This is a genomic window from Streptomyces sp. NPDC020362 (assembly GCF_040642095.1).
GTDB lineage: Bacteria > Actinomycetota > Actinomycetes > Streptomycetales > Streptomycetaceae > Streptomyces.
In genome coordinates, this window is sequence record NZ_JBFAET010000106.1 from 1 (window position 1) to 25,360 (window position 25,360).

General features: G+C 71.7%; 20 protein-coding genes. 12 read left to right on the plus strand and 8 right to left on the minus strand.

What is annotated here, in order from left to right; all coding sequences use genetic code 11:
- Nucleotides 1–2,363: SpoIIE family protein phosphatase (locus tag AB0H32_RS29875; protein WP_361126639.1), on the minus strand; the 2,363-nt coding region annotated here is incomplete at its 3' end.
- 375 nt (nt 2,364–2,738) lie between these two features.
- On the opposite strand from AB0H32_RS29875, the gene AB0H32_RS29880 reads away from it, so the two are divergent.
- From AB0H32_RS29880 to AB0H32_RS29890, 3 genes are all read left to right on the plus strand, one after another.
- A complete protein-coding gene (locus AB0H32_RS29880; protein WP_361126642.1) occupies nt 2,739–4,835 on the plus strand; it encodes a SpoIIE family protein phosphatase in 2,097 nt (698 codons plus the stop codon).
- Nucleotides 4,836–5,103: 268 nt separating this feature from the next.
- Nucleotides 5,104–6,270, plus strand: a complete 1,167-nt coding sequence (locus tag AB0H32_RS29885; RefSeq protein WP_361126645.1) for a 4-hydroxybenzoate 3-monooxygenase — start codon at nt 5,104–5,106, stop codon at nt 6,268–6,270.
- Between the two features lie 41 nt (nt 6,271–6,311).
- Nucleotides 6,312–8,078: a methyltransferase gene (locus tag AB0H32_RS29890; protein WP_361126648.1), complete on the plus strand. Its 1,767-nt coding sequence runs from the start codon at nt 6,312–6,314 to the stop codon at nt 8,076–8,078.
- A gap of 44 nt (nt 8,079–8,122) precedes the next feature.
- On the opposite strand, the gene AB0H32_RS29895 is transcribed toward AB0H32_RS29890, so the two are convergent.
- Together AB0H32_RS29895 and AB0H32_RS29900 are read right to left on the minus strand one after the other, a co-directional pair.
- A complete protein-coding gene (locus tag AB0H32_RS29895; protein WP_361126651.1) occupies nt 8,123–8,623 on the minus strand; it encodes a universal stress protein in 501 nt (166 codons plus the stop codon).
- 5 nt (nt 8,624–8,628) lie between these two features.
- Nucleotides 8,629–9,885 carry an SLC13 family permease gene (locus AB0H32_RS29900; RefSeq protein WP_361126714.1) on the minus strand — a complete coding sequence of 419 codons (1,257 nt, stop codon included), beginning with the start codon at nt 9,883–9,885 and terminating at the stop codon, nt 8,629–8,631.
- A gap of 444 nt (nt 9,886–10,329) precedes the next feature.
- Between AB0H32_RS29900 and AB0H32_RS29905 the strand changes: the two genes are divergently transcribed.
- The 4 genes from AB0H32_RS29905 (at nt 10,330) to AB0H32_RS29920 (ending at nt 14,336) form a co-directional block, all read left to right on the plus strand.
- Nucleotides 10,330–10,902 (plus strand): PadR family transcriptional regulator, encoded by a 573-nt coding sequence (locus AB0H32_RS29905; protein WP_361126654.1) that lies wholly within the window; start codon nt 10,330–10,332, stop codon nt 10,900–10,902.
- Between the two features lie 186 nt (nt 10,903–11,088).
- The gene (locus AB0H32_RS29910) at nt 11,089–12,813 is read left to right on the plus strand and encodes an acyl-CoA dehydrogenase family protein (protein WP_361126657.1); all 1,725 of its coding nucleotides are present in this window, start codon (nt 11,089–11,091) and stop codon (nt 12,811–12,813) included.
- Between the two features lie 251 nt (nt 12,814–13,064).
- A complete protein-coding gene (locus tag AB0H32_RS29915) occupies nt 13,065–13,679 on the plus strand; it encodes a hypothetical protein (RefSeq protein WP_361126660.1) in 615 nt (204 codons plus the stop codon).
- Between the two features lie 198 nt (nt 13,680–13,877).
- The gene (locus AB0H32_RS29920; RefSeq protein ID WP_361126663.1) at nt 13,878–14,336 is read left to right on the plus strand and encodes a nuclear transport factor 2 family protein; all 459 of its coding nucleotides are present in this window, start codon (nt 13,878–13,880) and stop codon (nt 14,334–14,336) included.
- A gap of 216 nt (nt 14,337–14,552) precedes the next feature.
- Here AB0H32_RS29920 and AB0H32_RS29925 read toward each other — a convergent pair whose 3' ends face one another.
- Genes AB0H32_RS29925 through AB0H32_RS29935 form a run of 3 tightly spaced genes read right to left on the minus strand, consistent with a single transcriptional unit; the run spans nt 14,553 to nt 16,837 of the window.
- Nucleotides 14,553–15,470: an MBL fold metallo-hydrolase gene (locus tag AB0H32_RS29925; protein WP_361126666.1), complete on the minus strand. Its 918-nt coding sequence runs from the start codon at nt 15,468–15,470 to the stop codon at nt 14,553–14,555.
- Nucleotides 15,467–16,024 carry a flavin reductase family protein gene (locus AB0H32_RS29930; RefSeq protein ID WP_361126669.1) on the minus strand — a complete coding sequence of 186 codons (558 nt, stop codon included), beginning with the start codon at nt 16,022–16,024 and terminating at the stop codon, nt 15,467–15,469. Before AB0H32_RS29930 ends, AB0H32_RS29925 begins: the two co-directional genes overlap by 4 nt.
- 27 nt (nt 16,025–16,051) lie before the next feature.
- Nucleotides 16,052–16,837 (minus strand): SDR family NAD(P)-dependent oxidoreductase, encoded by a 786-nt coding sequence (locus tag AB0H32_RS29935; protein ID WP_361126672.1) that lies wholly within the window; start codon nt 16,835–16,837, stop codon nt 16,052–16,054.
- 187 nt (nt 16,838–17,024) lie between these two features.
- Here AB0H32_RS29935 and AB0H32_RS29940 point away from each other — a divergent pair, with 187 nt between their 5' ends.
- The 3 genes from AB0H32_RS29940 to AB0H32_RS29950 all read left to right on the plus strand — a co-directional run bounded on the left by AB0H32_RS29940 (nt 17,025) and on the right by AB0H32_RS29950 (nt 20,276).
- The gene (locus tag AB0H32_RS29940; protein ID WP_361126675.1) at nt 17,025–17,510 is read left to right on the plus strand and encodes an SRPBCC family protein; all 486 of its coding nucleotides are present in this window, start codon (nt 17,025–17,027) and stop codon (nt 17,508–17,510) included.
- Nucleotides 17,511–17,707: 197 nt separating this feature from the next.
- Nucleotides 17,708–18,832 (plus strand): acyl-CoA dehydrogenase family protein, encoded by a 1,125-nt coding sequence (locus AB0H32_RS29945; protein ID WP_361126678.1) that lies wholly within the window; start codon nt 17,708–17,710, stop codon nt 18,830–18,832.
- A 220-nt stretch (nt 18,833–19,052) separates the two neighbouring features.
- Nucleotides 19,053–20,276, plus strand: coding sequence for a cytochrome P450 (locus AB0H32_RS29950; RefSeq protein WP_361126681.1), 1,224 nt, complete (start codon nt 19,053–19,055; stop codon nt 20,274–20,276).
- 275 nt (nt 20,277–20,551) lie between these two features.
- On the opposite strand, the gene AB0H32_RS29955 is transcribed toward AB0H32_RS29950, so the two are convergent.
- Both AB0H32_RS29955 and AB0H32_RS29960 read right to left on the minus strand, forming a co-directional pair.
- Nucleotides 20,552–21,835: an FAD-dependent oxidoreductase gene (locus AB0H32_RS29955; protein WP_361126684.1), complete on the minus strand. Its 1,284-nt coding sequence runs from the start codon at nt 21,833–21,835 to the stop codon at nt 20,552–20,554.
- Nucleotides 21,835–22,158 carry a 2Fe-2S iron-sulfur cluster-binding protein gene (locus AB0H32_RS29960; protein WP_361126687.1) on the minus strand — a complete coding sequence of 108 codons (324 nt, stop codon included), beginning with the start codon at nt 22,156–22,158 and terminating at the stop codon, nt 21,835–21,837. The genes AB0H32_RS29955 and AB0H32_RS29960 overlap by 1 nt, the downstream gene beginning before the upstream one ends.
- A gap of 152 nt (nt 22,159–22,310) precedes the next feature.
- Here AB0H32_RS29960 and AB0H32_RS29965 point away from each other — a divergent pair, with 152 nt between their 5' ends.
- Nucleotides 22,311–23,807, plus strand: coding sequence for an MFS transporter (locus tag AB0H32_RS29965; RefSeq protein WP_361126690.1), 1,497 nt, complete (start codon nt 22,311–22,313; stop codon nt 23,805–23,807).
- Nucleotides 23,808–23,824: 17 nt separating this feature from the next.
- Complete coding sequence (locus tag AB0H32_RS29970) at nt 23,825–25,249, plus strand: alpha/beta fold hydrolase (protein ID WP_361126693.1); 1,425 nt, start codon at nt 23,825–23,827, stop codon at nt 25,247–25,249.
- Nucleotides 25,250–25,360 lie beyond the last annotated feature (111 nt).

Consider the following 25,360-nt stretch of genomic DNA (forward strand, 5'->3'; position numbering starts at 1 on the left):
GCCATTTCGGCCCAGATCGTCTTCCCGGCGGTGGTGTACCGCGTGGACCAGCGCTTGGAGACCTGGGCGACGAGGAACAGGCCGCGGCCTCCCTCGTCGTCCCGACGCGCTCGCCGCAGGTGAGGTGCTGTGTGCGCGTTGTCGGAGACCTCGCACAGCAGGCAGCGGTCTTTGATCAGCCTCAGCATGACGGGCCCGGTGGCGTACCGGATGCCGTTGGTGACCAGCTCGCTCACCACGAGTGCGGCGGTGAACGACAGTTCGGACAGGCCCCAGGTCTCCAGCTGGCGCTCGGTGACGGTGCGGGCGTGAGCCACCATGGCGGGGTCGGGCGGCAGCTCCAGGTCCGCCACACGGTCGGTGCCGAGCCGCCGGGTGCGGACGAGCAGCAGCGTGGCGTCGTCCGCCTGCGGCCCGGGCGGCAGGGCCGACAGCGCCCGGTCACACAGTTCCTCCAGCGGGCATCGTTGCCAGGTGAGCACATGGGCGAGGCGGTCGATTCCGCTGTCGATGTCGGTGCGCCGGTCCTCCACGACGCCATCGGTGAAGAGCGCGACCACGCTGCCGTTGGAGAGGTTCAGCTCGACGTTCTCGTAGGGCAGGCCGCCGAGCCCCAGAGGCGGTCCCGGCGCCAGCGCGGACAGGGCCACCGAGCCGCTCGCATCGGCCACGATCGGCGGGGGATGGCCCGCGCTCGCCCAGACGCACCGGCCGCTGACCGGGTCGTAGATCGCGTACAGGCAGGTCACCCCGAGTGCCTCGTCGCTCAGCCCGTCGTCCGCGTGGGGTTCCGAGTCCTGCGCGACCAGGCCGTCCAGCCGGGTGAGCAGCTCGGCCGGGTCCAGGTCCAGCAGCGCCAGAGTCCGTACGGTGGCGCGCAGCCGGCCCATGGTCGCGGCCGCGTGCACGCCGTGGCCCACCACGTCGCCGACGGTCAGGCCCACTCGGGCACCGGACAGCGGGATCAGGTCGAACCAGTCGCCGCCCACGCCCACCCGGCTGTCGGCAGGCAGATAGCGGTACGCCACGTCGACCGCGCTCTGCTCCGGCAGGTGCTGTGGCAGCAGGCTTCGCTGCAGTACCAGGGCTGCCGCGTGCTGGCTGGTGTAACGGCGGGCGTTGTCGATGCCGACGGCGGCCCGTTCGGCCAGTTCCACGGCGAGTGTCTGCTCCTCGGGTCCGAAGGGGTCGGGGTTGCTGCTGCGCCGGAAGGTGGCCAGGCCCAGGACCGCGTCGCGGGTGAGCAGCGGGACGAAGAGGCAGGAGTGCGAGGCGGCCGGTCCCGGTTCGGCGGCTGCCTCGGGCGGGGAGTCCTCGACGACGGGGCGGCTGGTGGCCAGACTCAGAGCCTGCAGTGACGACGGCGGGTAGGAGACGGGACTGGTCCGGAACTCCTCCGGGGTCCGGCCGTGCATCCGCAGCAGACTGTGGCCCGGTGCGGAGCCCGTCGGCGGCTGCCGTCCCTCGATGACCGCGGGCGGCAGGTCGACCAGCACCTCGTCGGCCAGCTGGGGTACCGCCACGTCGGCCAGCTCCGCGGCCGTACGACGCACGTCCAGCGAGGCACCGATGCGCTTTCCTGCCCGCACGAGCAGCGAGAGCCGTTCCTGGGCGCGGTAGCGGTCGGTGATGTCCAGGGACTCCTCGAACAGCCCCAGGGGTTCGCCCCGGGCGTCCACGAGCCGGTGGTAGGAGCAGGACCAGACGTGCTCGCGCACCGGGTCGGCGGGGGCACGCCCGCGATAGTGCATGCCCATGATGGGTTCCCCCGTCGTCATCACGTGCTCCATGATCTGGTCTTCGTCCGGGGGGTGGTGGCGGGAGATGAACTCGCCTTCGGGGAAGAGATCCGCGGCCGGTCGGCCGATGTACTGGGCGATCCCCGCGAGCTCCAGATCGGTGGAGATGTTCCCCCAGACGACGCGCATGTCGGTGTCGAAGATCGTCAGGCCCACGGGAGACTCGGTCGCCAGTCCCTGCAGCATCGCCAGTTGCGCCTCCCAGCCCCGCAGCGCCTCGAGGTCGGCCGCGACCACGACGGTCGCAGCGACGCCCCGGTGCGCGAGCGGGCTGAACGTCACGGCGGCGCGCAGGGTACGTCCGTCCCGGCAGCAGAGGTCCAGGACCGTGTTGCGGGGCTTGTGCGCCTTGCAGAGGGCGGACAGCCGCTGCCCGGGGGCCGCTGCCAGCAGCCGGGCGGCCGACTGACCGAGCACATCCTCGGGCGAGTGTCCGAGCAGGTGCTGGGCCGAGGATCCCCACCCGGAAATGCGGCCTTCGGCGTCCAGTACCGCGACGGCGGCCTTGGACAGGTCCAAAGGGCTGTGGAAGTCGACGTTGGCCGCATTCGGAAAACGATCCATGGCACCGCTTCCCTTCGTGCTCCCTCAGCATCCCGTGCCGCACGACGGACGACAACCGCGCTCGCGGTCGCCACCCGCTCACACTGGGCGACCGCCGATGGGTTCCCGGGCGCGCCCCACCGTGCGATCCGGAGCGGCCCCGTACCGGCCCGCACGCAGTACCGCCCCCACGGCGCCCGACCGGCAGGTGGGGCCGGGCGTCAGGGGGGCACGGAGACCTGGCGATGCGCGATCACTCTGCGGGCCCGGGGTACTCGGCGGCCGTCCGCCGTGGCCACGAGGTGTGCGCTGCCCCGGTGTGGGACGACCATGGATGAACGCAGAACACCCGTCGGCAGGCACAGCCAAAGCGCCGGGCGGGAAGGAAAATGAGGCATGGGCACGACGGACTCCTCCCGAGCAGGCGCCGACCGGCCGGCGGCGGGTCCTGCCGCGCCGCCCAGTGGCCTGCTCGATCTGCTGAGCGTGGCCGCGGTGGTGCTGAACGCGGAGGGCCGCGTGGTCTTCTGGAGTCCGCATGCCGAGGAACTCTTCGGCTACACCTCGGCAGAGGCGCTGGGCGAGTACGCGGCGCAGCTGACGGTCCACGAGGAGCACCAGGACGCGGTGGTCAAGCTGTTCGCCGAGGTCATGGAATCGGGCACCGACTGGGCCGGGGCCTTTCCGATCCGGCACAAGGACGGCAGCACGCGACTGGTGGAGTTCCGCAACATGCGGCTGCTGGACGACCTCGGGGACACCTACGCCCTGGGCCTGGCCGCGGACCAGGCAGCCGTGGAACGGGTCGAGCGAGACGCCGCCCTGGCCATGCGTCTGGTGTCCCAGTCCCCGGTCGGGCTGGCCATTCTCGACCCCGACCTGCGGTACCTGGCCGTGAATCCGGCTCTGGAACGCATCACCGGCCAGTCCGCCTCCGAGCGTCTCGGACGGCCGGTCGGCGAGGTCCTGACCTTTCTGGACACGGACCCCGAGGCACGTCTGCGCCGTGTCCTGGAGACGGGCGAGTCGGTCGTGGACCGGTACATCATCTGCCGTCCCCCCGTCGACCCGGACCATGAGCATGCCTGGTCCGTCTCGTACTACCGGCTGGAGGACTCGGGCGGGCGGGTACTGGGCCTGGCCTACTCCGTCATCGACGTCACCGAACGTCATCGAGCCGCCACGGAAGCCGCACGGGCCCGGCAACGGCTGGCTCTCATCGCCAACGCCTCTGCCCGCGTGGGCAGCACCCTCGATCTGGAGACGACGGCGCGCGAGCTCGCCGACGTCGTCGTGCCGGTCCTGGCCGACGTGGCCGCCGTGGTCCTGTTCGACGACGCCCTGCACGGCCGGACCGCGCCGCATGCAGGCCGCGCACGGTTCCGCACCCTTGCCGTCCGCGAAGCCCACCTCCCCGACGCGGCCGGCACGGCCGATGCGCCCGGGGGAGTCACCGACTACGACGACGACCGCCTGATCTCCCACTGCGTGAGCACCTGCCGGCCGGTCCTCGTGCCCCACACCGCCCGTGTGGAGCCGGAGAGCATCCCCGCCCGTCGGGATCCGGGGACCATTGCCCACGATGCCGGGCCCGCCTCCCTTCTCGCGGAGGCCGGCGTGCACTCCTACCTCGCCGTGCCGCTCGTGGCCCGGGGCGAAGTCCTCGGCGCCCTCGACCTCAGACGCACCCGGAATCCCGCGCCCTTCGACGACGACGACGCGTTCCTGGCCGGCGAACTGGCCGCCCGAGCCGCCGTCTGCATCGACAACGCCCGCGGATACCAGACGCAGCGCCATGCGGCGCTCACCCTCCAGCGCAGCCTGCTTCCCGAGCCCCCGTCACACCTGCCGGGCCTGAAGGTGGCCTGCCGCTACCAGCCAGCCGGCGCCACGAGCGAGATCGGCGGCGACTGGTTCGACGCCATACCTCTCCAGGGGGACAAGACCGCCCTGGTCGTCGGGGACGTCATGGGCAGCGGCATCAACGCCGCCGCCACCATGGGGCAACTGCGCACCGCCGCCCGCGCCTTCGCCGAACTCGACCTGGCCCCCGCCGAGGCCCTGCGCCACCTCGATCACCTGACCGAAGGCAGCGAGCAGGCCATCACCACCTGCATCTACTGCGTCTACGACCCTCACCGCAGCCAGTGCCGGATCTGCCTCGCCGGCCACCTGCCCCCGGCCCTGATGCGTGCGGGCCACGCTGCGCAACTGCTCGACCTGCCCACCGGCGCACCGCTGGGTGTCGGCGGTGTTCCCTTCGAGGCGGCCACCATCGCCTTCCACCCCGGCGACGAGCTGGTCCTTTACACCGATGGCCTGGTCGAGACCCGGAGCGAACCCATCGACGCCCGCCTGAACACCCTCCTCGACGCCCTCAGCACGACACGTGGCCACGATCCGGAACACACCTGCGACCGCATCCTGGAGATTCTGCGGCCGCCCGGCGGCGAGGACGACGTCGCTCTGCTCATCGCCCGAGCCCAGGCCTGAGCAGTCCGAGTGGGGCCGGGCGGTTCGGCGGGACCGGGGACGGCGCCGGCCAGTGGGCGCCGCTCGGCGAGCAGAAACCGGGGCGAAGAGCCGGGACCGCGATGAGGAGGGCGGGGCGGGTGCCAGGGCTCCCGCACCTCTCACCAGCACATTCGCGCGTACTGGTCTCATTCGAGTGATCTTGGTCTGTCTGTGCGTTTATGTGTGGTTAGGATCCGCCCTTGTGACGGAAGGTCAGACAATTCGAGCAGCCGAAAACACGGCTGATGTGGTCATCCTCGGCGCCGGACCGGCCGGGCTGGTGCTCGGCAATCTCCTCCACCGGGGCGGGATCGACTGCGTCGTCCTGGAGCGCGCCGACCGCGCGCACATTCAGACCCGGGCGCGCGCGGGCTTCCTCGCCGCCAACACCGTACGGATCCTCGGCCGGCACGGCCTGGCCGAAGGCCTGCACCGGCGCGGCCTGGCACACAGCACCTGCGAATTCCGCACGGAGGACGGCCGGTTCTGCCTGGACTACAGCAGCCTCGGCCGGGGCGAGCGGCACACCGTCTATCCCCAGCAGGAGCTGGTCACGGATCTGCTGACACAGTTCCTGGACGCCGGCGGACGGATCCGCTTCGAGACCGAGGCGCTGGCCGTGCGCGGAGCGGATCGCGCCCTTCCTGCCGTCGCGGTGCGCGACGCCGACGGACGCACCGGCCAGTGGCTGGCCAGGTATGTCGCCGGCTGCGACGGCAGGCACGGCGCGGCACGGCGCTCGCTCCCGCCCGGAGCGGTCCGCCACCACCACCGCGACCACGGTGTGTCCTGGCTCGGCCTCATCGCCGAGGCACCACCGAGCCTCGACGCGGTGGGCTACGCGGTGCACCCCCGCGGTTTCGCCGGGCACATGGCGCGCACCTCCGAGGTCACCCGCTACTACCTCCAGTGGGAGAGCGGCATCCCGGCCGACGCGTGGTCCGAGGACCGGATCTGGGACGAACTGGAGCTGCGCATGCGTGCCGAGGACTACGGCCCGCTGCACCGGGGCCGGATCGCCCAGCGCGGCATCGTCGACCTTCGGTCCGATGTACTGGAACCGCTGCGCCACGGATCGCTCTTCCTCGTGGGCGACGCCGCGAGCGTGATCAGCCCGTCCGCCGCCAAGGGCGCGAATCTCGCGGTGCTGGAGGCGGAGATCCTCGCCCGGGCCCTGGTCGACGACCTCGCGCACGGCGATCCGGAGGGACTCGCCCACTACTCGGCCCGGTGTCTGTCCCGCATCTGGCGTGCGCAGGACTTCTCGCACTGGATGATCCGGCTGCTGCACGGCCCGTCCGGCACGGACGGTGAGTCGATGTTCCAGAACTCCCTGCGGCGCGCCCGCATCGAGTCCCTGCGCACCTCGCGCAGTCAACAGGACTGGTTCGCCGAGAACTACGTCGGCGTATGAGAACGGTTCCACCCCAGCACCGAAATGAGGATGGCTTCGCGATGATGACGACGATGCCGGGCGACGCGGCCCGCCTGCGTGCCACGGTCGACTTCGTCAGGGAGCAGGACACCACCGCCCTGCTCTCACTCCTGCTGCCCGGCCTGGACGGCCCGGAACTGCGGACGCTGGTGGACCGTTGCCGCTTCGCCCATGCCGCACTGCTCGTCTTCCCGCCCGACGAGCAGGCCCTGCGCGCCGTGCTGGCGGAGTGCGGGCTGGCCCCGGACACGCCCGCACAGCCGAGCGTCGTGGTCCGGGAGCGGCTGGCCGCACGGCACGGGCGCGACGCGACGGAACTCGACGTAAGGATTCTGCGTCCCGGGGTGACGGGGCTGGACGGGGCAGACCGCATGGTCGAGGTGTTCGCGCTGACCGTGCCCCCGGGTTCGGAACTCGCCGGGATCGCCGAGAACGAGCGCGCCCGGCAGCACGAGGCGCACCTCGCCTTCGAGGTCGAGCACCCGGAGCCGCTGCTGCTGCGCGGCCTGTGCGCCGTCTTCGCCCGGCGCGGCGCGGTCCCCGACGGCGGGGGCTACAACCCGCACGAGGACGGCACGGTGTTCTACTTCACCGCGCCCGCCGACTCGAAGGCCGGCTACCGGCGAGTGGAACTCTATGTGCACGGCGACCACCGGGACGTGCTCGCCGCCCATCTGGAAGAACACGGCGCACGACAGCCCGCCGAAGTGCTCCTGCGCCTGCTGACCGGGGCGTGGACGACACAGGCTCTGGCGGCGTTCGCGGACCTGCGGGTGCCGGACGCCATGGACACGGACACCCGGATCGGCGTCGAGGCCCTGGCGCAGGCGGTGGGCGCCGTCCCGGAGAACCTGGCGAGGCTCCTGCGCTACCTGGTGATGCTGGACGTGGTGACACCGGACCGGGACGGCTTCCGGCTCACCGCACTGGGCGCACTGCTGCGCGCGGACCTGTCGGGCTCGATGCGACCGCTGGCCCTGATGTACGGCGGCCCGTTCTACCAGTCCTTCGCCGGCCTCGCGCACACGGTGCGTACCGGGCAGGTCGCCTTCGAGCACCTCCTGGGCGAGAACCACTTCGACTACTTCGCCCGCCACCCCGAACTGGCGGAACTGTTCGACCAGTCCATGGCCGCGAGCTCGCGCATGTTCGAACCACTGTCTGCGCACCCGGTCTTCAGGGCCGCGAGCGAGGCGGTCGCCCCGAGGACGGTCGTGGACGTCGCGGGCGGAAACGGGGAACTGCTCGGCCGCATCCTCTCCGCGCACCAGGGACTGCGCGGCATTCTGCTCGAACGCCCGCACGTCATCGAGGCCGCGCGCCGGTCCCTCGAAGCCCTCGGCTGCGGCGAGCGGTGCGCCTACCGGGCGGGCGACTTCTCGGACGTACCGCCGGGCGGGGATGTGTACGTCCTCTCCCGCGTCCTGCACGACTGGGACGACGAGCGCTGCCGCGAGATCCTGCGCCACTGTTCTCGGGCGATGCCCGACCACGCCGACCTCCTCGTCGTCGAGCGTGTGTTGCCCGTCGACGGCTCGCCCTCGCTGGCCACCTCGTGGGACCTGCACATGATGTGCAACGTCGGCGGCCGCGAACGACGCGCCGGCCATTACGCCCAGTTGCTCGGCGACGCCGGACTCACCCTCGTGGACCACTCGGCACTGCCTCTGGACGCCAGGGTGATGCACGCCCGCAAGGCCGCGGTGACGGAGTACGCAGGGTCGTCCCACCGCGTCGCGACCACAGCGGGAAGAGAGTCGTCCCTGGCGTACGACACGACGGTCTGAGCCCGCGGTCCGCCGTGATCGATCCTTGGTGATCGCCGCACGGGCTACCGGCGGTGCGGTGGGTGGGGCTGCGGTGGCGGGACGGTGGCCGTGCTGGGTGCGGCCTCCGGCCAGACCAGGAGAACCGGGCAGGGAGCGTGGTCGACGACGAAGCGGCTGGCGGGGCCGAGGCTCCGGGGGCCGAGGTGGGTGCGGTCACCGTCGCGGGCGAGGACGAGCAGGTCCGCGCCTTCGGCGGCGGTGACGACCTCCCGTTCGACGCGGCCGAGGCGTTCGGTGCGCGTGCAGGGGCGTCCCAGCCGCTCGGCCGCGGCGGCCAGGAGGCGTTCGCCTGCCGCCGCGGCGAGGTGCTCCACGGCGGTGCCGGGGTCGCGGTCGGGGCGGGCGCGGCCCATCAGCCCGGCGTACGCACCGTGGGCGGCGCCGGGCACTTCGGGGCCGGTGACGTGCAGCAGCACAATGTCGGCGCCCTCGGGGGCGTGGGTGCGGGCGGCGTCGACGCAGCCGGGCCAGGTGCCTTCGACGATCCAGGCGATGACGGTCACGGTGTTCAGCCTCCGATCACGTGGAGTGAGATCCACAGTGCCACCACCGCGGGCAGCAGGGCGGCGGGTACGGCGAGAGCGCCGAGCCGGGTGAACTCGCCCAGCTCCACCTCGGTGTCGTGTTCGCGCACGATGCGCCGCCACAGCAGGGTGGCCAGGGATCCGGCGTAGGTGAGGTTCGGGCCGATGTTCACTCCCAGCAGCACCGCCAGGACGGCCCCGGCCCCGGAGGGTGCCGCCAGCGGCAGCAGCACCAGGACGGCGGGCAGGTTGTTGATGACGTTGGCCAGCACGGCGGCCAGTGCCGCGAGGCCCAGCAAGGCCGCAAAACCGGTCCCGGCGGGTACGAGGTGGCCGAGCGCGTCGGCAAGGCCGTTGTCGACGACCGCACGGACCACGATGCCCAGCGCCAGGACGAAGGCACAGAACGGCACCGCCGCGGCGCGCACGACGGCGGTGGGGGTGGTGCGGCGCTGGGCCAGAGCGCGGCCGGCGAGCACGGCCGCGCCCGCGGCGGCCGCCCACGCCGGGTTGATGCCGGCTGCGGAGGTCACCACGAAGCCGACCAGCGTGCAGGCCACCGTGACCAGCGCGAACACCGGCACCTCGCGGGGCTCGGCCGTTGAAGGGGCCTGGGCTCCGGCGTCCAGGTCGGTGCCGAAGAACCGCCGGACGACCACGTACTCGGCGCCGATGGCGGCCAGCCAGGGCAGGGCCGTCAGAGCGGCGAAGCGGGTGAAGCTCAGGCCGCTGGTGGCGAAGGCGAGCAGATTGGTGAGGTTGGACACCGGCAGCAGCAGCGAGGCGGTGTTCGACAGGTGGGTGCAGGCGTACACGTGGGGCTTGGGCCGGGCACCGATGCGGGCGGCTGTGGCAAAGACCACCGGGGTCAGCAGCACCACCGTGGCGTCCAGACTGAGCACCGCAGTGATCAGGGAGGCGGCCGCGAACACCTGCACCAGCAAACGGCGGGGGCACCCTGCCGCGCCGCGGGCCATCCAGGCACCACAGGCGTGGAACAGGCCCTCGTCGTCACACAGCCGAGCGAGGACCAGAACGGCTGCCAGGAAGCCGATCACCGGCCCCAGCAGGGCGGCCTCGGCCGCCGCGTCGTCCCGCGGGATGGCCCCCGTGGCGATGACCACCCCGGCGGCCGGGACGGCGACGACCGCCTCCGGCCAGCCCCACGGCCGGATCACCGCGCAGGCCAGGACAGCCAGGAGCAGGGCAGCGGAGAGTGCTCCTGCGAGGGACGCGTCCAGGGGTCGAGCCTTTCGGGGGGTGGAGCTTTCAGGGGCGGAGCCAGTCAGAGGTGGAGCCTGTGAGGCGAGGAAACCCGGCGCTGCGGACGACCACACCGAGATCGCTCGTCCGCGGCGCCGAGCACGCCATGCACCCCTTGTCCTGCCCTGCCCCGGAAGCACCCAGCCCTGGTTCTGATCGATGCACCCTGGTCGGAGCACGTGTCGGAGCACGTGTCGGAGCACGTGTCGGAGCACGTGTCGGAGCACGTGATCGGAGCGCATGATCGGAGGAAGGCCCGCCTCCCCGACGGGCGGATGCCTGTTCCGAGCGATCGCGCCCGGGACGGTGTTCGAGGGGCATGCGCTTCGCGTCGATCCGGATCACGGCTCCCGGGGTGAGCCGCGTCGCACCGGAGCGGGCGAGGCTTGCTATGCAACGAGTTGCATAGAAGGATCGACGGCATGGCGCTCGAACACGCGATCCTGGTGTCGCTTCTGGAGAAGCCGGGGTCCGGCTATGAGCTGGCCCGGCGTTTCGAGCGGTCCATCGGCTACTTCTGGACCGCGACGCACCAACAGATCTACCGCGTGCTCAAGCGCATGGAGAACGACGGATGGGTCGACGTCCGGGACGTCCCGCAGCAGGGCCGGCCGGACAAGAAGGAGTACTCCGTCGCCGACCTCGGCCGGGCCGCGCTGTCCTCCTGGCTGCACGATCCGATCGAGCCGGAGAGCGTCCGCCACGACCTGGCCGTGAAGATCCGGGGCGCCGCCTTCGACGACCCGGCCGCCCTGATCCGCGAGGTGGAGCGGCACCGGCAGGCACACCGGGACCGGTTGGCGCACTATCTCGCAGGCGAGCTACGGGACTTCACAGGGCCCGAGGCAGGCGCAGCCGGTCCGCAGGCGCCGCTCGACGCGGAACGTGAACTCCAGCACGTCGTCCTGCGCGGTGGCATCGGGTACGAGCGGATGATGATCGAGTGGCTGGACGACGTGCTCGCCACACTGGCCCGCTTCGGTCCGGGCAGCTGATCGCCGCCGCCCCTTGGCCGATCAGCCCGATCCGCCGCACCCCCCGCCGATCCTCCTGATCTTTCCGATCCGCCGCACCCTCCGTCGATCCTCCGGATCCGGCCCGCCCAGCCGTCAGACCTCCCGCATCCCGGGGTCGGACTCCCCCGATTCCCGCCCGTCCACCAGCCGAAAGGCGTCGTGACCATGGCCGACCAGCTGCTGTTCAACCCGCGCACCTACGACCCCGCGCACTTCGACCCCGAGACGCGCCGCCTGCTGCGTGCCACCGTCGACTGGTTCGAGGAGCGCGGGAAGCGGCGGCTGATCGAGGACTACCGGACCCGCGCGTGGCTCGGCGACTTCCTCGCCTTCGCCGCGAAGGAGAACCTGTTCGCCACCTTCCTGACGCCGTCGTCCGCCGCCGGGGAGGGGGAGCCGGACAAGCGGTGGGACACCGCCCGGATCGCCGCGCTCAACGAGATCCTCGGCTTCTACGGTCTGGACTACTGGTACGCCTGGCAGGTCACGATCCTCGGTCTCGGCCCGGTCTGGCAGAGCGACAACGCCGCCGCCCGCGCCCGTGCCGCGGAACTCCTCGCGCAGGGAGAGGTGTTCGCGTTCGGCCTGTCCGAGAAAGCCCATGGCGCCGACATCTACTCCACCGACATGCTGCTCGAGCCCGACGGCAACGGAGGCTTCCGCGCCACCGGCTCCAAGTACTACATCGGCAACGGCAACGCCGCCGGACTCGTCTCCGTCTTCGGCCGCCGTACCGATGTCGAGGGCCCCGACGGCTACGTGTTCTTCGCCGCCGACAGCCGTCACCCGGCCTACCACCTGGTCAAGAACGTCGTCGACTCGTCGAAGTTCGTCAGCGAGTTCCGCCTGGAGGACTATCCCGTGGCGGCCGAGGACGTCCTGCACACCGGCCGCGCCGCCTTCGACGCCGCCCTCAACACCGTCAACGTCGGCAAGTTCAACCTGTGCACCGCCTCGATCGGCATCTGCGAGCACGCGATGTACGAGGCCGTCACCCACGCCCACAACCGCATCCTCTACGGCCGCCCCGTCACCGCCTTCCCGCACGTGCAGCGCGAGCTGACCGACGCGTACGTCAGGCTCGTCGGCATGAAGCTGTTCAGCGACCGCGCCGTCGACTACTTCCGCGCGGCCGGCCCGGACGACCGCCGCTACCTGCTCTTCAACCCGATGACGAAGATGAAGGTGACCACGGAGGGCGAGAAGGTCATCGACCTCATGTGGGACGTCATCGCCGCCAAGGGCTTCGAGAAGGACAACTACTTCGGCCAGGCGGCCGTGGAGATCCGCGGCCTCCCGAAGCTGGAGGGCACGGTCCACGTCAACCTCGCGCTGATCCTGAAGTTCATGCGCAACCATCTCCTCGACGCCGTCGAGTACCCCGCCGTGCCGACCCGCCTCGACGCGGCCGACGACGACTTCCTCTTCCGGCAGGGGCCCGCCCGCGGCCTCGGCTCGGTGCGCTTCCACGACTGGCGACCCGCCTTCGACGCGTACGCGCACCTGCCCAACGTGACCCGCCTGCGCGAACAGGCCGACGCGCTCTGTGAGTTCGTCGCCACAGCCGCCCCCGACGCGGAACAGAGCCGCGACCTCGACCTCGTCCTCGCGGTCGGTCAGCTCTTCGCCCTCGTCGTGCACGGGCAGCTCGTCCTGGAGCAGGCCGCCCTGACCGGCCTCGACGAGGACGTGCTCGACGAACTTTTCGCCGTCCTCGTGCGGGACTTCTCCGCGCACGCCGTCGAACTGCACGGCAAGGACTCGGCGACCGAAGCGCAGCAGGAGTGGGCGCTGGGTTCCGTCCGCCGGCCGGTCGTCGACGAGGCACGCACGAAGCGGGTCTGGCAGCAGGTCGAGGCACTGTCCGGCGCGTACGAGATGGCCCCGTAGACGCACCGAAACCACCCCGGAGGCCGCGCCGCACGGGCCCGGCCTCCGGTCGGTCGGGATGGGGGTGCTCGCAGTCCAGGGCGATCTCGTGCCCGTACCGGCGGAGCCGCAGGCGCACGAGGACCAGAACCACGTCAAGCACGAGCACCAGAAGCGCATCCAGGGTGACTCGCGGACCGCTGGCCTTCTGGAGGCGATGGGGGAGGGGCGGCGCGGGCCCGTTGTCAGTGCCGTCCGCGATGATCGGACGCATGAACGAGACCGACACGGCCGTGTCCCCGGCCTGCCGCACGTGGAGCGGGATCGCCGCAACCGCCGCCCTGCAGGGCTTCGTCGGGGCCTGGGGCTGCTGGGACGAGGACTCCTTCGCCGACATCGGGCGCTTCGGCCGCTACATCGAAGGAAGTCGGGCGCCTGGACCGGGTGGACGGGAGGTCCGTCCACCCGCGGCGGGCAGCTGGACGGCACTCATAGGGCGCGTGGGCGCACTCGCGCTGCGCGCGGCCGCCCCTGCGATGAGGCCGGAGCGCCGAGAGGCGCTGCTCGACTTCCTCGAGATGTGGGCGCACACGCCGTTCGCCGACCCGGCCCACCGTTTCCGTACGGGCCGGCTCGCCGGAACGACCTCGTTCACCGTCCGCGACCACCAGGGCGCCTCCTTCGGCCTGCACCTGCCGGCCGTGCGCGAGACCCGCTACCTCGAGGCCTCGCTGCCCGGCAGCGAAGCCGCCCTCGCCCCGAAGAACCCCTCTGCGTCGTCGACTGCCACCGTGGTTGGGGCACCCCGGCGCAACTGCTGCGCCTGGTGGGGCTGGTCCGGGACCGCGGCCCGGTCACCTGGGACGCGGACGCGGCTCTCGCCCTGAGCGGGACCGTGTCGCAGGTCAGGACGACCACGGGCGCGAGACCGCCCGCCACGGTGTCGACCGGTCATGGGGATCGGCCCGCCTCGTGGCAGCCAGGGCTGAACCGGTGCTCCAGCAGGGCTGGAGCGGTGTTCGGCAGTGTGGCTGGCGGCCGATGCCGTCAGGTCCGGCGGCAGGCCGACACAGAAGGGAGTCGCCGTGCCCCAGACGGTTCAGGAAACGTACACAACGGTCTCCGGGGACCTGTACGCCGAGGTTCGGACGTTCTACGCGTGGCAGATGCGCCGGGTGGACGCGCTGGACGTCGAGGGCTTCGCCCATACCTTCACCGAGGACGGCGAGGTGCGGCACTCCGACGGCCATGTGCAGCGGGGGCGGCAGGAGATGCTGGCCGGGATGCGGGCCAACCTGCCGCGGTACAAGGACGTCACGGTGCGCCACTGGTTCGACCATCTGCTGATCGAGGCCGATGCCGATGACCCGGACACGCTCCGGGTCTCGTACTACACCCTGGTCGCCCTGACCGATCGCGAGGGGAACGTGACCTTCCAGCCCACGTTCACCGTGGACGATGTGCTGGTGCGCCGTGACGGGGTGCTGTTCACGAGCCGCCGGGTGATCCGGCGTGACACCCCGGTCGCCGTCCCGGAACACTGAACACCACGCTCGGGCATAGGGAAGGGGCCCTGGTTCAGGGCCCCTTCCCTATGCCGCCGGTGGATCCGCCGATGCCGGCGCGGATGTGCGGTTCGGCGCCTTCGACGTCCCTGCCGCTCTCCGCGCCTGTCAGGCGTGAGAGTTGCCTTTCGCGCCTGTCGGACGTGAGAGTCGCCTTCCGCCCCTGTCGGACGTGACGGTCGCTGTCCGGGCCTGTCAGGCGTGGCAGACGGGCAGCCCCCGGTTGAACGCGACCATCTCCTTGAAGGACTCCAGCACGTCGAGCCGCGCCCCCGGCGGGAGGCCCTCCCGCTCGGCGTAGGCCCGGTGCAGGTTCCCCACCAGCCGTTCGGAGTCGATCAGCCCCGCGAACTCGCCGAGGTCGGCCTCCTGCGCACATTCCAGCGGGGTCAGCCCGTCGCGCGCCCCTTCGTCGGCAAGGCGCCGGAGCAGGCGTATGTACGTCTCGGTGAAGTCCAGCAGTTCGGGTCCGCCGACCGGGCCGTGGCCCGGAACCACCGTGCCGGGGTCCAGCGAGCGCAACCGCTCGAGGGCTCGCAGGGAACCGGTCAGCGAGCCCATCAGGAGGAACGGGGTGACCGCCGACCACACCACGTCCCCGGTGAAGAGCACCGAGCGCTCCGGCACCCAGGCGACCACGTCGTTCGGGGTGTGCGCGGGCCCGACATGAAGCAGCTCGACCCGAGGCCCCCCGGTGTACAGGGTCAGGGTGTCCCGGAAGGTGAGGGCCGGCAGGGTCAGCGGCGCATCGCCCCACTCCACGTGCGGCCACAACTGCCGCATGCCGAGACCGGACTCCTCGGAGTCCGCCCGGGTGCCCTCATGGGCCACGATCACCGCACGGGGCGCGAACTGCCCGTTGCCGAAGGTGTGGTCGCCGTGGAAATGGGTGTTGACGACGAAGTCCACACCCTGCGGGGCGACGCGTCCGGTCTCCTCGCGCAGTCGCCGGGCGCGTGCCTCGGTGGCCGCCGTGTCGATCAGCACGGCACGGTCCTGCCCGACGATCAGACCCGCGTTGTTCAGGCACCACCCGCCGTCCGGCTGGACGAACGCGTACACGTCGTCCGCCACCTGCTCCAGGGAGGGCGGGGCCGTCACCGCCGTGTTCATGCGGCCCGGCCGCCCTCGGGCACGTCCGACTCCACGCGGTCCAGCCGGGTGTAGTGCCCGCGGTGGAAGAGCAGCGGGCTCGGTTCGCCGGCACGGTCGTACAGGGCGACGATCCTGCCCACGAGCAGGACATGGTCCCCCGCCTCGTGCTCGGCGTACAGCTCGCACTCGAAGTAGGCCTCCGCCCCCGGAATCACCGCCTGCCCCAGTGCGCCCTCGACGGCGCCGAGGCGCAGCATCGCCGCCTGCCCCTCCAGACGGTCGGGGCGGCAGAACTCCTGGGCCAGGTCCTGGTGTTCCTCGCTGAGCACGTTCACCGCGAACCTGCCGCCGCGCACCACGCGCGGCCGCATCCGGCCGTCGGACTTGACCGAGACCAGGAGCAGCATGGGATCGAGCGATACCGAGGTCAAGCTGTTCAGGGTCATGACGATGGTCTCGTCGCCACTGCCCTGCGTGAGCAGGGTGACGCCGGTGGGGAAGCGGCCCATCGCGGCCCGGAAGGCGGCGACGCCGGGGCGTCCGGCGAGCAATGTGTCACCCGTACTGGGCATGGTGGAGGCTCCGTCTCTGGTGGGGTCTCAGTAATTTCCCAGGCCGCCGCAGACGTTGAGCGCCTGCGCGGTGATGGAGGCGGCGGTGTCCGATGCCAGGTATCCGACCAGGCCCGCGACCTCTTCGGGAGTGGAGTAACGGCCCAGCGGAATCTTCGCGTTGAACTTCTCCTGGATGTCCTGCTCGCTCACGCCGTAGTGGTTCGCGTAGCCCTGACGCACCCGCTGGGCCATCGGGGTCTCGACATAGCCGGGGCACACGGCGTTCACGGTGATGCCGGTCGGGGCCAGCTCCTTGCCCACGGCCTTGGTGAAACCGACGACGCCGTGCTTGGACGCCGAGTACGGGGCGGCCAGCTCCACGCCCTGCTTACCGCCGGTGGAGGCGATGTTGATGATGCGGCCCCAGTCGCCGTCCCGCATCAGGCCGGTGCTCAGAACCTCGCGGGTCACCCGGAAGGTGCCGTTGAGATTGGTGTCGATGACGTCGAGCCACAGCGAGTCCTCGAGCTCGGCGGTCACTCCGCCGCCGCCCCTGCCCGCGTTGTTGACCAGGATGTCGATCCGCCCGTACGTCCGTACGGCCTCCTCGACCGCGGACTTCACCTGCTCGCTGGAGGTGACGTCACACACGGTGCCGGAGACTTCGAGGCCCTCCTCGCGCAGCTGCTTCACCACGGTGCGTACGTTGTCCTCGGCGCGCGCCACACCGAACACCGCGACGCCCTGCCGGGCCAGCAGTTCCGTCACGGCCAGGCCGATCCCGCTGGTCGCGCCCGTGACGAAGGCGACCCGTCGTCCCGTGTCTGTCATCGTGCTCTCCCGTCGGTCGAGTGGCGTAGAGACCGGGGACGACCGTCACTGCGTCACCTCGTGCACGACTCGACTCCCGGCCGAGCGCCCACCGCTCCTGCACGCCCCGAGCCGGGCTCGATCCGAGGTCCACTGCGCCGGGTCAGCGTGGGACGAGTGCCAGGCGGACAGCGAGCGAGGAGGGCCCGTGCCCGAGCAGACGCAGACCATTGCGGACGTACGGAAATCGGTGACCGTGGCGGTGACGCCCGAAGAAGCGTTCAAGGTGTTCACCGAGCACCCCGGGGACTGGTGGCCGCCGTCCCACGTCCTGGTCAAGAAGGAGCGGGCCGGTCTCGCCTTCGAACCCGGGGTGGGCGGCCGCTACTACGAGTGGGACGTGGAAGGCACCGAGATCGCCTGGGGCCGCATCCTGGAGTGGGAGCCGGGCCGCAGGCTGGTCATGACCTGGCGGATCGACGGCCGCTGGCAGTCCATCCCGGACGACGAGCGGGCCAGCGAGATCGAGGTCGACTTCGAGCCGGTCGACGCCGAGCACACCAGGGTGTCGCTCGCCCACGTCAAGCTGCACAAGCACGGCGAGGGTGCCGAGGGGATCTTCCGGGCGCTGGACGGGCCGAGTCCGGGCGAGACCCTGGAACGGTTCGCCGCAGCCGTCGCACGGAGGGCCTGAACCGGCCCCGCCGGTGAGCCGGCGGCGCAGCGGACACAGTCCGGCCGCAGCAAGGGCGCGGCCGGACACCGTCATGCCCGCCGCGCCGGGCTTTCGGCCCGAGCGCCGGTGCAGCCGGCTTCGAGCGGCGCGTAGCAGGATCCGGCCAGGACATCACGATGCGTCGGCACACCGTGTCATCACAGGAGGTCACGAGGATGGGGACCACTCCCGACATCGACACCGGGCTGCAACCCGCTGCGGAGAAGATACGTGTCCTCGCGGCCGAGCGCGCCCTTGAGGCGGACCAGCGACGCAAACTCTCTGCCGAGGTGGTCGACGCGCTGTGCGATGCCGGCTTCGCCCGGCACTTCGTCTCCGCCGAGTGGGGAGGAACCGAGGGCACGTTCGGCGAACTCACCCGCGCCGTGACGGCGGTGGGCGAGGGCTGTGCGGCCAGCGCCTGGTGCGCGTCGCTGTCCGCGTACTCGGCGCGGTTCGCGGCCCATCTGCCCGCGGAAGGGCACCACGCACTGTGGGGCACCAGCCCCGACGTGATCATCGCCACCGGCCTGGTGCCGTCCGGGCGTGCGGTCCCGGCCGACGGCGGCTGGCGGCTCAGCGGCCGCTGGAACTACGTCAGCGGCATCGACTTCGCGACCTGGGCGCTGGTGTGCGCCGCGGTGCCGGCCCGGGACGGCGACACCCAGCCCGAGCTGCGCTTCTTCGCCCTGAACCGGGGTGCGTACACCGTCGACGAGACATGGGACAGCGTGGGCATGCGCGCAACCGGCAGCCACACCGTCGTGGTCGACGACGTCTTCGTCCCCCAGCACCTGTCCTTCGTGCGTACGGACATGCTGACCGGCCGCAACTCCGCCTCCCGGCTGGCCTGCCACCAGGTGCCGTTCCAGGCGGTCGGCGGCCTCACCTTCGTCGCGCCCGTCGTCGGGTCCGCCGCCGGCGCGCTGCGGGCGTGCGCGAGCACCGTGACCGGACGCAAGCGTACGGTCACGGCCGAGACGAAGATGGTGCGGGCCTCCGGCCGGATCGATGCGGCCCGTCACCTCGTGGAGCAGAACGCCGAGGTCCTCGACCGGCGGGCGTTCACCCCCGAACTCATGGCGCGCAACGAGCGCAACGCCGCCTTCTCGGCCGAACTCCTTCAGGAGGCAGTGGATCTGCTGGTCCGCACGGCGGGCACCAGCGGCCTCGGCGAGGGGCATGCGCTGCAGCGCCACTGGCGGGACGTCACGTCGGCGACCAGTCACATCGCTCTGCAGTACGACACGGCGGCGCGCAGGACCTACTCCGCGGTGCTGCTGGGGCCGTCCGAGGAGTGAGCACAGGCGCGGAAGAGGGGCCGGCGGCGGTACACGAGGGCGCTTCGGGCTTCGGCCCGGGGCGCCCTCCGCGCTCGCGCGCTCGCGCCCGAGCGCGGTCGCGGGCGCGGAGGAGCGAGGCCCAGGGGGTACCACCTCGCTCCAGCGCAATGCGACTTGCCTTCGACGACCCCTCCGTACGGTGAACCGGGACTTCGGTGGCCAAAACGGAGGAGACACCATGACTGCCCTTCACGAGGAAACGGATGTGCACCCCCTGCCCGGCTCCACGTACCGCGGGCCGTCCCCCCACTACGCGCGGCTTCGCAAGGAACGGCCGGTGGTGAAGGTCCGCACGTCGGGCGGCGTGGACGCCTGGCTGGTGACCCGCTACCAGGACGTGCGTGAACTGTCGGCGGATCCGCGGCTGAGCCGGGCGCGGGCCTGTGGCGAGGGGGCGCCCAGGGTCGGCGGCACGATGCACACCACTCCGGAGATGATCATCTCGCTCGACGCGCCCGAGCACTCCAGGCTCCGCAAGCTCGTCGCCGGCGCCTTCACGATGCGACGCGTCGAGCACATGCGGGCCAACGTACAGAAGGTGTGCGACGAGTTGCTCGACGCCGTCCAGGCAGGTGGCGGTACGGCGGACCTGGTGCAGGAACTGGCGGTGCCGCTGCCGCTGACCGTCATCGGTGAGCTGCTCGGCGTGCCGCCGGCGGACCTGCGGGCGTTCGAGCGGTGGGCGCGCGCGTTCGCCACGGTCGACGAGCGGGCGGGCGGCGAGGCGTCCCTCAACGCCCTCGGGAAGCTCAGCGAGTACATCGTCGGTCTGATCGCCGAGAAGCGCGCCCACCCTGCCGACGACATGCTTTCGGAGCTGATCGCGGCCCGGGACAACGACGACCGGCTGAGCGAGCAGGAGCTGGTCACCTTCGGCTTCACCCTCATCGGCGCCGGCTTCGACACCACCGCCAACCAGCTGGCCAACTCCGTCCTCGCGCTGCTGACGGACGGACGTGACCAGTGGCAGTGGCTGGCCGAGGACACGTCCCGGATTCCCACGGCGGTCGAGGAACTGCTGCGGCACGTCAACCTGTTCGCCACCGACACCTCCGGCTTCCCGCGCATCGCGGCCGACGACATCGAGGTCGGCGGCGTGACGATACGCAAGGGCGACGCGGTGCTTCTCGCACTCGCCTCCGCCAACCGCGACGAGGCGGTCTTCGCCGACCCGGACCGGCTCGACCTCGGACGCGAGCACAATCCGCACCTGTCCTTCGGACACGGTCTCCACTACTGCCTCGGCAAGCACCTGGGCCGGATGGAGCTGGTGATCGCCGTCGAAGGCCTGGTACGTCGCTTCCCCGATCTGCGCGTGGCCGTGCCGGAGTCCGAGCTGCCCTGGCACGTCGGAGAGATCAACCACACCCTGACCAGTCTCCCGGTCGCCTGGGGGTCGTGATCCAGCACGTACCGTCGGCACCGATGAGCCGGTCCCGGCCCCTTCCGGGGGTACGGGACCGGCTCATTCCACCTGGGGGACCACGTCACGCCGAAGGGGCTGCCGGCGGTGGCCGATGCCGATGATCGGGGCGCGTGGTGCCGCCGTCCCTCGTGACAGCGAAGGCATCGGTGGTGAACCGGTCGCCGGTCACCCGGCCGACGCGGACGAGGCGGACGGCGCGGACGACGCGCACCGGCCCGGGTGCATCCCGTGGCCGGTGCGACGAGGACGGCTCACGCGTGGACGGTCGGCCGGTGCGTGCGCGGCGACGGGGAAGCCGTCGCAGAGGTGCGGGCCAGCTTCTTGAGGTCGAACCCCGGCTGACGGACGTCGTGCGGCGACAGGTCCGTTCCGGTGCCGAGCAGCCGCCGGGCGATGGCGTGGTCGGCGGGCTTGTTGACCGACTCCACGGAGCCCAGCCGGCCCCGGTGGAAGCAGAAGACGGAGAAACGGCCCTCGTCGGGATCGCCGACGGTGACCGTCTCCTCGTGACCCGCCGTCACACCGGCGATCTGCAGCCGGAGATCGTACTGCTCCGACCAGAACGACGGGACGGCGGTGTACGGTGCGGGCTCGCCGCAGATCGCGGCGGCCACACATCGTGCCTGGTCCGATGCGTTCTGCACCGACTCCAGACGGGTGGCGCGGCCCAGGTGCGGGCTGGGGAAGCGGGCGCAGTCGCCGAGCGCGTACACGGCGCGGTCGCTGGTCCGCAGATGCTGGTCGACGACGATGCCGTCATCGACGACGAGCCCGGCCCCGGCGGCGAGTTCGCAGTGGGGCAGCACACCGACACCGATGACCACGAGATCGGCGGACAACTGCTCGGAGCCGTCCAGGGCCACGGCCCCGACCCGGCCCGAGGCACCGGCACGCAGGGCCGTCACCTCCCGGCCGAGCAGCAGGCGCACGCCCTGAGCGCGATGCCGGGCGGCGAGCCACGATGCCATCTGTGGGGTGAGTGCCCTCGCAAGTACCCGCGGCTGAGCCTCGACCACCGTGACGTGGTGGCCCAACGAGCGTGCCGTCGAGGCGAGTTCCAAACCGATGAACCCCGCTCCGATCAGCACGACGCGCCGCGCCGGACCGGTCAGGCCCCGCCTCAGCTTCTCGGCGTCCGCGAGGGTGCGCAGCGTCAGCACACCGGCCAGGCCCATGCCGGGCAGCGGAAGAGTGCGCGGCCGGGCGCCGGTCGCCAGCACCAGTTTGTCGTAGCCCAGCGCAGCACCCGAGGCCAGCTGCACGGCCTGCCGGGCGAGGTCGATCGTCAGCGCGCGGTCGCCGAGCACCGGCGTGATGCCCAGCCCCTCGAAGAACGACTCGGTACGCAGTGTCAGTTCCTCGGCCGTGACGGTGCCGGAGACAAAGCCCTTCGACAAGGGCGGCCGCTGGTAGGGGAGTACAGGCTCGTCGCCGACGAGGGCGACGGGGCCGGCGTACCCCTTGGCACGCAGGGACGCCACGGTGTCCAGGCCGCCCTGACCGGCTCCGACGACGACAACCCCCCGGGCGGCCATCAGCTCTGAGCCTCGGGCAGACGGACCAGCAGACCGTCGATCTCCTCGGAGACCGGCAGCTGGCAGCTGAGCCGGCTGTTGTCCTGGCGCGGGCAGGCCGTGCCGTACAGGACGTCGTCCTCGACCGAGTCCATCTCCGGGAGCGGCACCGCGCTGGCTTCGTCGACGTAGACATGGCAGGTGCCGCACTGGGCGGACCCGCCGCACTGTGCCTCGATACCGTCGATGTTGTTGAGCTTCGCAGCACGCATGACCGTGTTGGGCGCCGTGACGTCGACGGTGGTGACCGTGCCGTTCGGATGCTGGTACGTGATCCTGGCCATGCCATCTCCTCGGGGAATGTCGGTCGCCGGCGCAGACGCATCGGGACTGTGACCACCGGCCCTCGGGCGGAGGTGGAGCACGTCTGGAAACGCCTCGTGGGCTCGACCCGGCCGCTATTCCCGGTCGATCGGGACGGCGGAGCCTGCCGGCCATGACTCCTCGGATCCTGCGGGCCTCCGCCCCGCCCGCCCCCGGCAAGCGGCTCGGACTTGTGCTGGCTGCCTGCTGCCTGGGGCAGTTCATGAACGTCCTGGACGCCTCGGTGGTCAATGTGGCGCTGCCCGTCATCGCCCGGGACCTGCACTTCGACCGGCACGAACTGCACCTGGTCAACAACGCCTACACCGTCGTCGTCTGCGGCTTCCTGCTGCTCGGCGGCCGGCTGGCGGACCTCCTCGGGCGGCGCAGGGTCTTTCTGTCCGGCGTCGCCCTGTTCACGCTCGCCAGCGCCGTCGGCGGGGCCGCCGGTGGCCCCACGACCCTGATCCTGGCCCGCGCGTTCCAGGGACTGGGCGCCGCGGTGATGGCACCCGCGACGCTCACCGTCCTGTCCGCCACGTTCACCCGGCCCGCCGCCCGGGCCCGCGCCTTCGGCTGGTGGAGCGCCGTGTCGGGTGCCGCCGGAGCGATCGGCGTGCTCGCCGGCGGGATGATCTGCGAATGGCTGACCTGGCGCTGGATCCTGCTGGTCAACGTGCCCATCGGTATCGCCCTGTTCGCGGTCGTGCGCTGGGCGGTGCCGGAGGGGCGGGGCCGCGGCGAGAAGCAGAGCCTGGACGTCCCGGGCGCGGTCACGGTGACCCTGGGACTGATGGGCGCCGTGTACGGAGTGGCCGAGTCGCACACCTACGGCTGGGCCTCCACCCGGGTCCTGGTCCCGCTGCTGAGCGGGGCGGCCCTGCTCGCGCTGTTCCTGCTGATCCAGGCGAGGTTCTCGCGCGATCCGCTGGTGCCGCTCGGCATCTTCCGCAACCGCTCGGTCGCCGCGGCCAACACGGTCGCCTTCTTCGCCGTCGCCGCGCTCTTCAGCACCTTCTACTTCTTCACCCTGCTGCTCCAGCAGGTCCTCGGATACAGCCCACTGCGCACGGGGCTCGCCTATCTGCCGCTGTCGGCGGGGATCGCGCTGGCCGGCTGGGGCGTCTCCTCGCTGGTGCCGCGCACCGGCCCGCGCCCCGTCCTCCTCACCGGCCTCTCCCTGGCCTCGCTCGGACTGCTGTGGCTGTCGCGACTGGACGAGAGCGCCGGCTACGCCGCCGACGTACTCGGCCCCGTGCTGCTGCTCGGCGTCGGTATGGGGGCGGTGTTGAACGCCACGACGAACGCCGCGACGGCCGGGCTTCCGGCGCAGCAGGCCGGTCTTGGCTCCGGGCTGCTCAACGCCACACGCCAACTGGGCAGCGCGGTGGGCCTGGTGACCCTGACGGCGCTGTCCTCGGCCCGGATCGACGCGGCCACCGCGCGCACAGGCGGCCCGGCCGCGCCCGACGCGCTCGCCTCCGGTTACGGCCTCGCGCTCGTCGGGGCCGCCTTGTTCACCGCGGCGGCCCTGCCGGCCGCGCTGCTGGTGCCGGGGCGCCGCGGGTCCGGACCGGCCAGGGTTCGCTCAAGGTCCTCTCGAGCCGCCGAGGAGACGCTGACCCCCTGATGAAAGGGAGGTTCGCGGTGGTATTCGACTTCCACGCCCAGCGACCGCAGTGGTCGCCGGCACCCGACGACGACCGACTGGAATACACGACGATCGAGGTACCGCGCGACTACGCCGAGCCGGACGGAGAACGGCTCACCCTCGCCCTCAGCCGCCGCCGGGCCACCGTGCCCGCGCGGCGGCGCGGCATTCTGCTGGGGGTCAACGGCGGTCCGGGCGGGGACTGGGGGCTGGGCCGGGCACTGCCCGGCAAGTTCGCCGACACCCCGCTGCAGGAGGTGTACGACCTCATCGGGTTCGACCCCCGGGGCACCGGCGATTCGACCAACCTCCTGGCCGAGGTGACCGTCCCCAGGGCGCCGTTCGACTCGCGCCCGCCGGACTCGGCCTTCGAGCTCCTCGCCGAGGACATGCGGCTGCGCGAGGAAGCATGTGCGCGGGCCGGCGGAGAGCTGCGGCGCCACATCAGCACGCCGAACACGGCCCGCGACATGGACGTGATCCGCGCCGTGCTCGGCGAGGACCGGCTGAACTTCGTGGGATACGCGTACGGAGCCTACGTCGGTGCGGTGTACGGCACGCTGTTTCCCGGGCGCCTGGACCGCAGCGTCCTCGACTCCTGCGTCCACCCCGACTGGACCTGGCGCGAACAGTTCCTCTGGCAGGGCGACGCGGTGCAGCGCAACGTCGACCACTGGGCCCGCTGGACGGCCGACCGGGACGGGGCGTTCCGGCTCGGCCACTTCCCGGCCCATGTGCTCGGTGCGGTCGAGGAGGTGGCCCAGGGCCTGGAGACGCTGGAAAGCGGCGACCCGCAGCTGCGCACCCTGTTCGACGGCGCCGTGGGCAACCGCGCCGCGGACCGCGGACAGTGGGCGGAACTCGCCCTCCTCGTGGCACGCCTGCAGAGTTCCCTCGACGACGCCGAGACCTGCCGGGGGCTGCTGGCGCAACAGGGCACCTGGCGCCCGGCCGACAGCGAGGGCGATCTGCGCGTCGGTGTCCTGGAAGCCATCACCCTGGAGCACCGGTGGCCCGCCGACCTGGAGGTCTACTACCAGGACATGCGTGACTTCCGTAAGCGCTTCCCGTACGGCTACGGGGTCCTCAGGGCCCAGCCCTGGGTAGGCGCCTTCCGGGCCTTCGAGGCTCCCGAAGCCCCGGTCGTACCGGCCCGCGACGGCTATCCGGTGGGGCTGGTGGTCCAGGCGGACGGCGACCCGATGGACCACTACGCGGGGGGCGTCGCCATGGCCGAGCGCCTGGGCCACCATCTCCTCACGGTCGAGGACTCGGGGGAGCACGAGGTCTATGTGCTCGGCGGCAACCCGTACGTCGACGCCGTGGTGCACCGCTATCTGGTGGACGGAGAGCTGCCGTCGCGCCGGGCCGTCTGCCCGTCCCGTACCCCCCGCCCGGACGTCCCCGCGGACCACGACTGAGCCGGACCGCCCGCGCCGCGTCCGAAGGCGGGCCTGGGGGCGGGCTCGCTCCGAGCCCGCCTTCAGCGGTGCCCGGCGCAGGTCGCGGCGGCGGCCGGCGGGGCCGTCGGC

Excerpts from the sequence above, each read along its gene's own strand:
- AB0H32_RS29880 (WP_361126642.1), top strand. The coding sequence starts at position 2,739 with ATGGGCACGACGGACTCCTCCCGAGCAGGCGCCGACCGGCCGGCGGCG.
- AB0H32_RS29890 (WP_361126648.1), top strand. The coding sequence starts at position 6,312 with ATGATGACGACGATGCCGGGCGACGCGGCCCGCCTGCGTGCCACGGTC.
- AB0H32_RS29905 (WP_361126654.1), top strand. The coding sequence starts at position 10,330 with ATGGCGCTCGAACACGCGATCCTGGTGTCGCTTCTGGAGAAGCCGGGG.
- AB0H32_RS29910 (WP_361126657.1), top strand. The coding sequence starts at position 11,089 with ATGGCCGACCAGCTGCTGTTCAACCCGCGCACCTACGACCCCGCGCAC.
- AB0H32_RS29915 (WP_361126660.1), top strand. The coding sequence starts at position 13,065 with ATGAACGAGACCGACACGGCCGTGTCCCCGGCCTGCCGCACGTGGAGC.
- AB0H32_RS29925 (WP_361126666.1), bottom strand. The coding sequence starts at position 15,470 with ATGAACACGGCGGTGACGGCCCCGCCCTCCCTGGAGCAGGTGGCGGAC.
- AB0H32_RS29930 (WP_361126669.1), bottom strand. The coding sequence starts at position 16,024 with ATGCCCAGTACGGGTGACACATTGCTCGCCGGACGCCCCGGCGTCGCC.
- AB0H32_RS29935 (WP_361126672.1), bottom strand. The coding sequence starts at position 16,837 with ATGACAGACACGGGACGACGGGTCGCCTTCGTCACGGGCGCGACCAGC.
- AB0H32_RS29945 (WP_361126678.1), top strand. The coding sequence starts at position 17,708 with ATGGGGACCACTCCCGACATCGACACCGGGCTGCAACCCGCTGCGGAG.
- AB0H32_RS29950 (WP_361126681.1), top strand. The coding sequence starts at position 19,053 with ATGACTGCCCTTCACGAGGAAACGGATGTGCACCCCCTGCCCGGCTCC.
- AB0H32_RS29955 (WP_361126684.1), bottom strand. The coding sequence starts at position 21,835 with ATGGCCGCCCGGGGGGTTGTCGTCGTCGGAGCCGGTCAGGGCGGCCTG.
- AB0H32_RS29960 (WP_361126687.1), bottom strand. The coding sequence starts at position 22,158 with ATGGCCAGGATCACGTACCAGCATCCGAACGGCACGGTCACCACCGTC.
- AB0H32_RS29965 (WP_361126690.1), top strand. The coding sequence starts at position 22,311 with ATGACTCCTCGGATCCTGCGGGCCTCCGCCCCGCCCGCCCCCGGCAAG.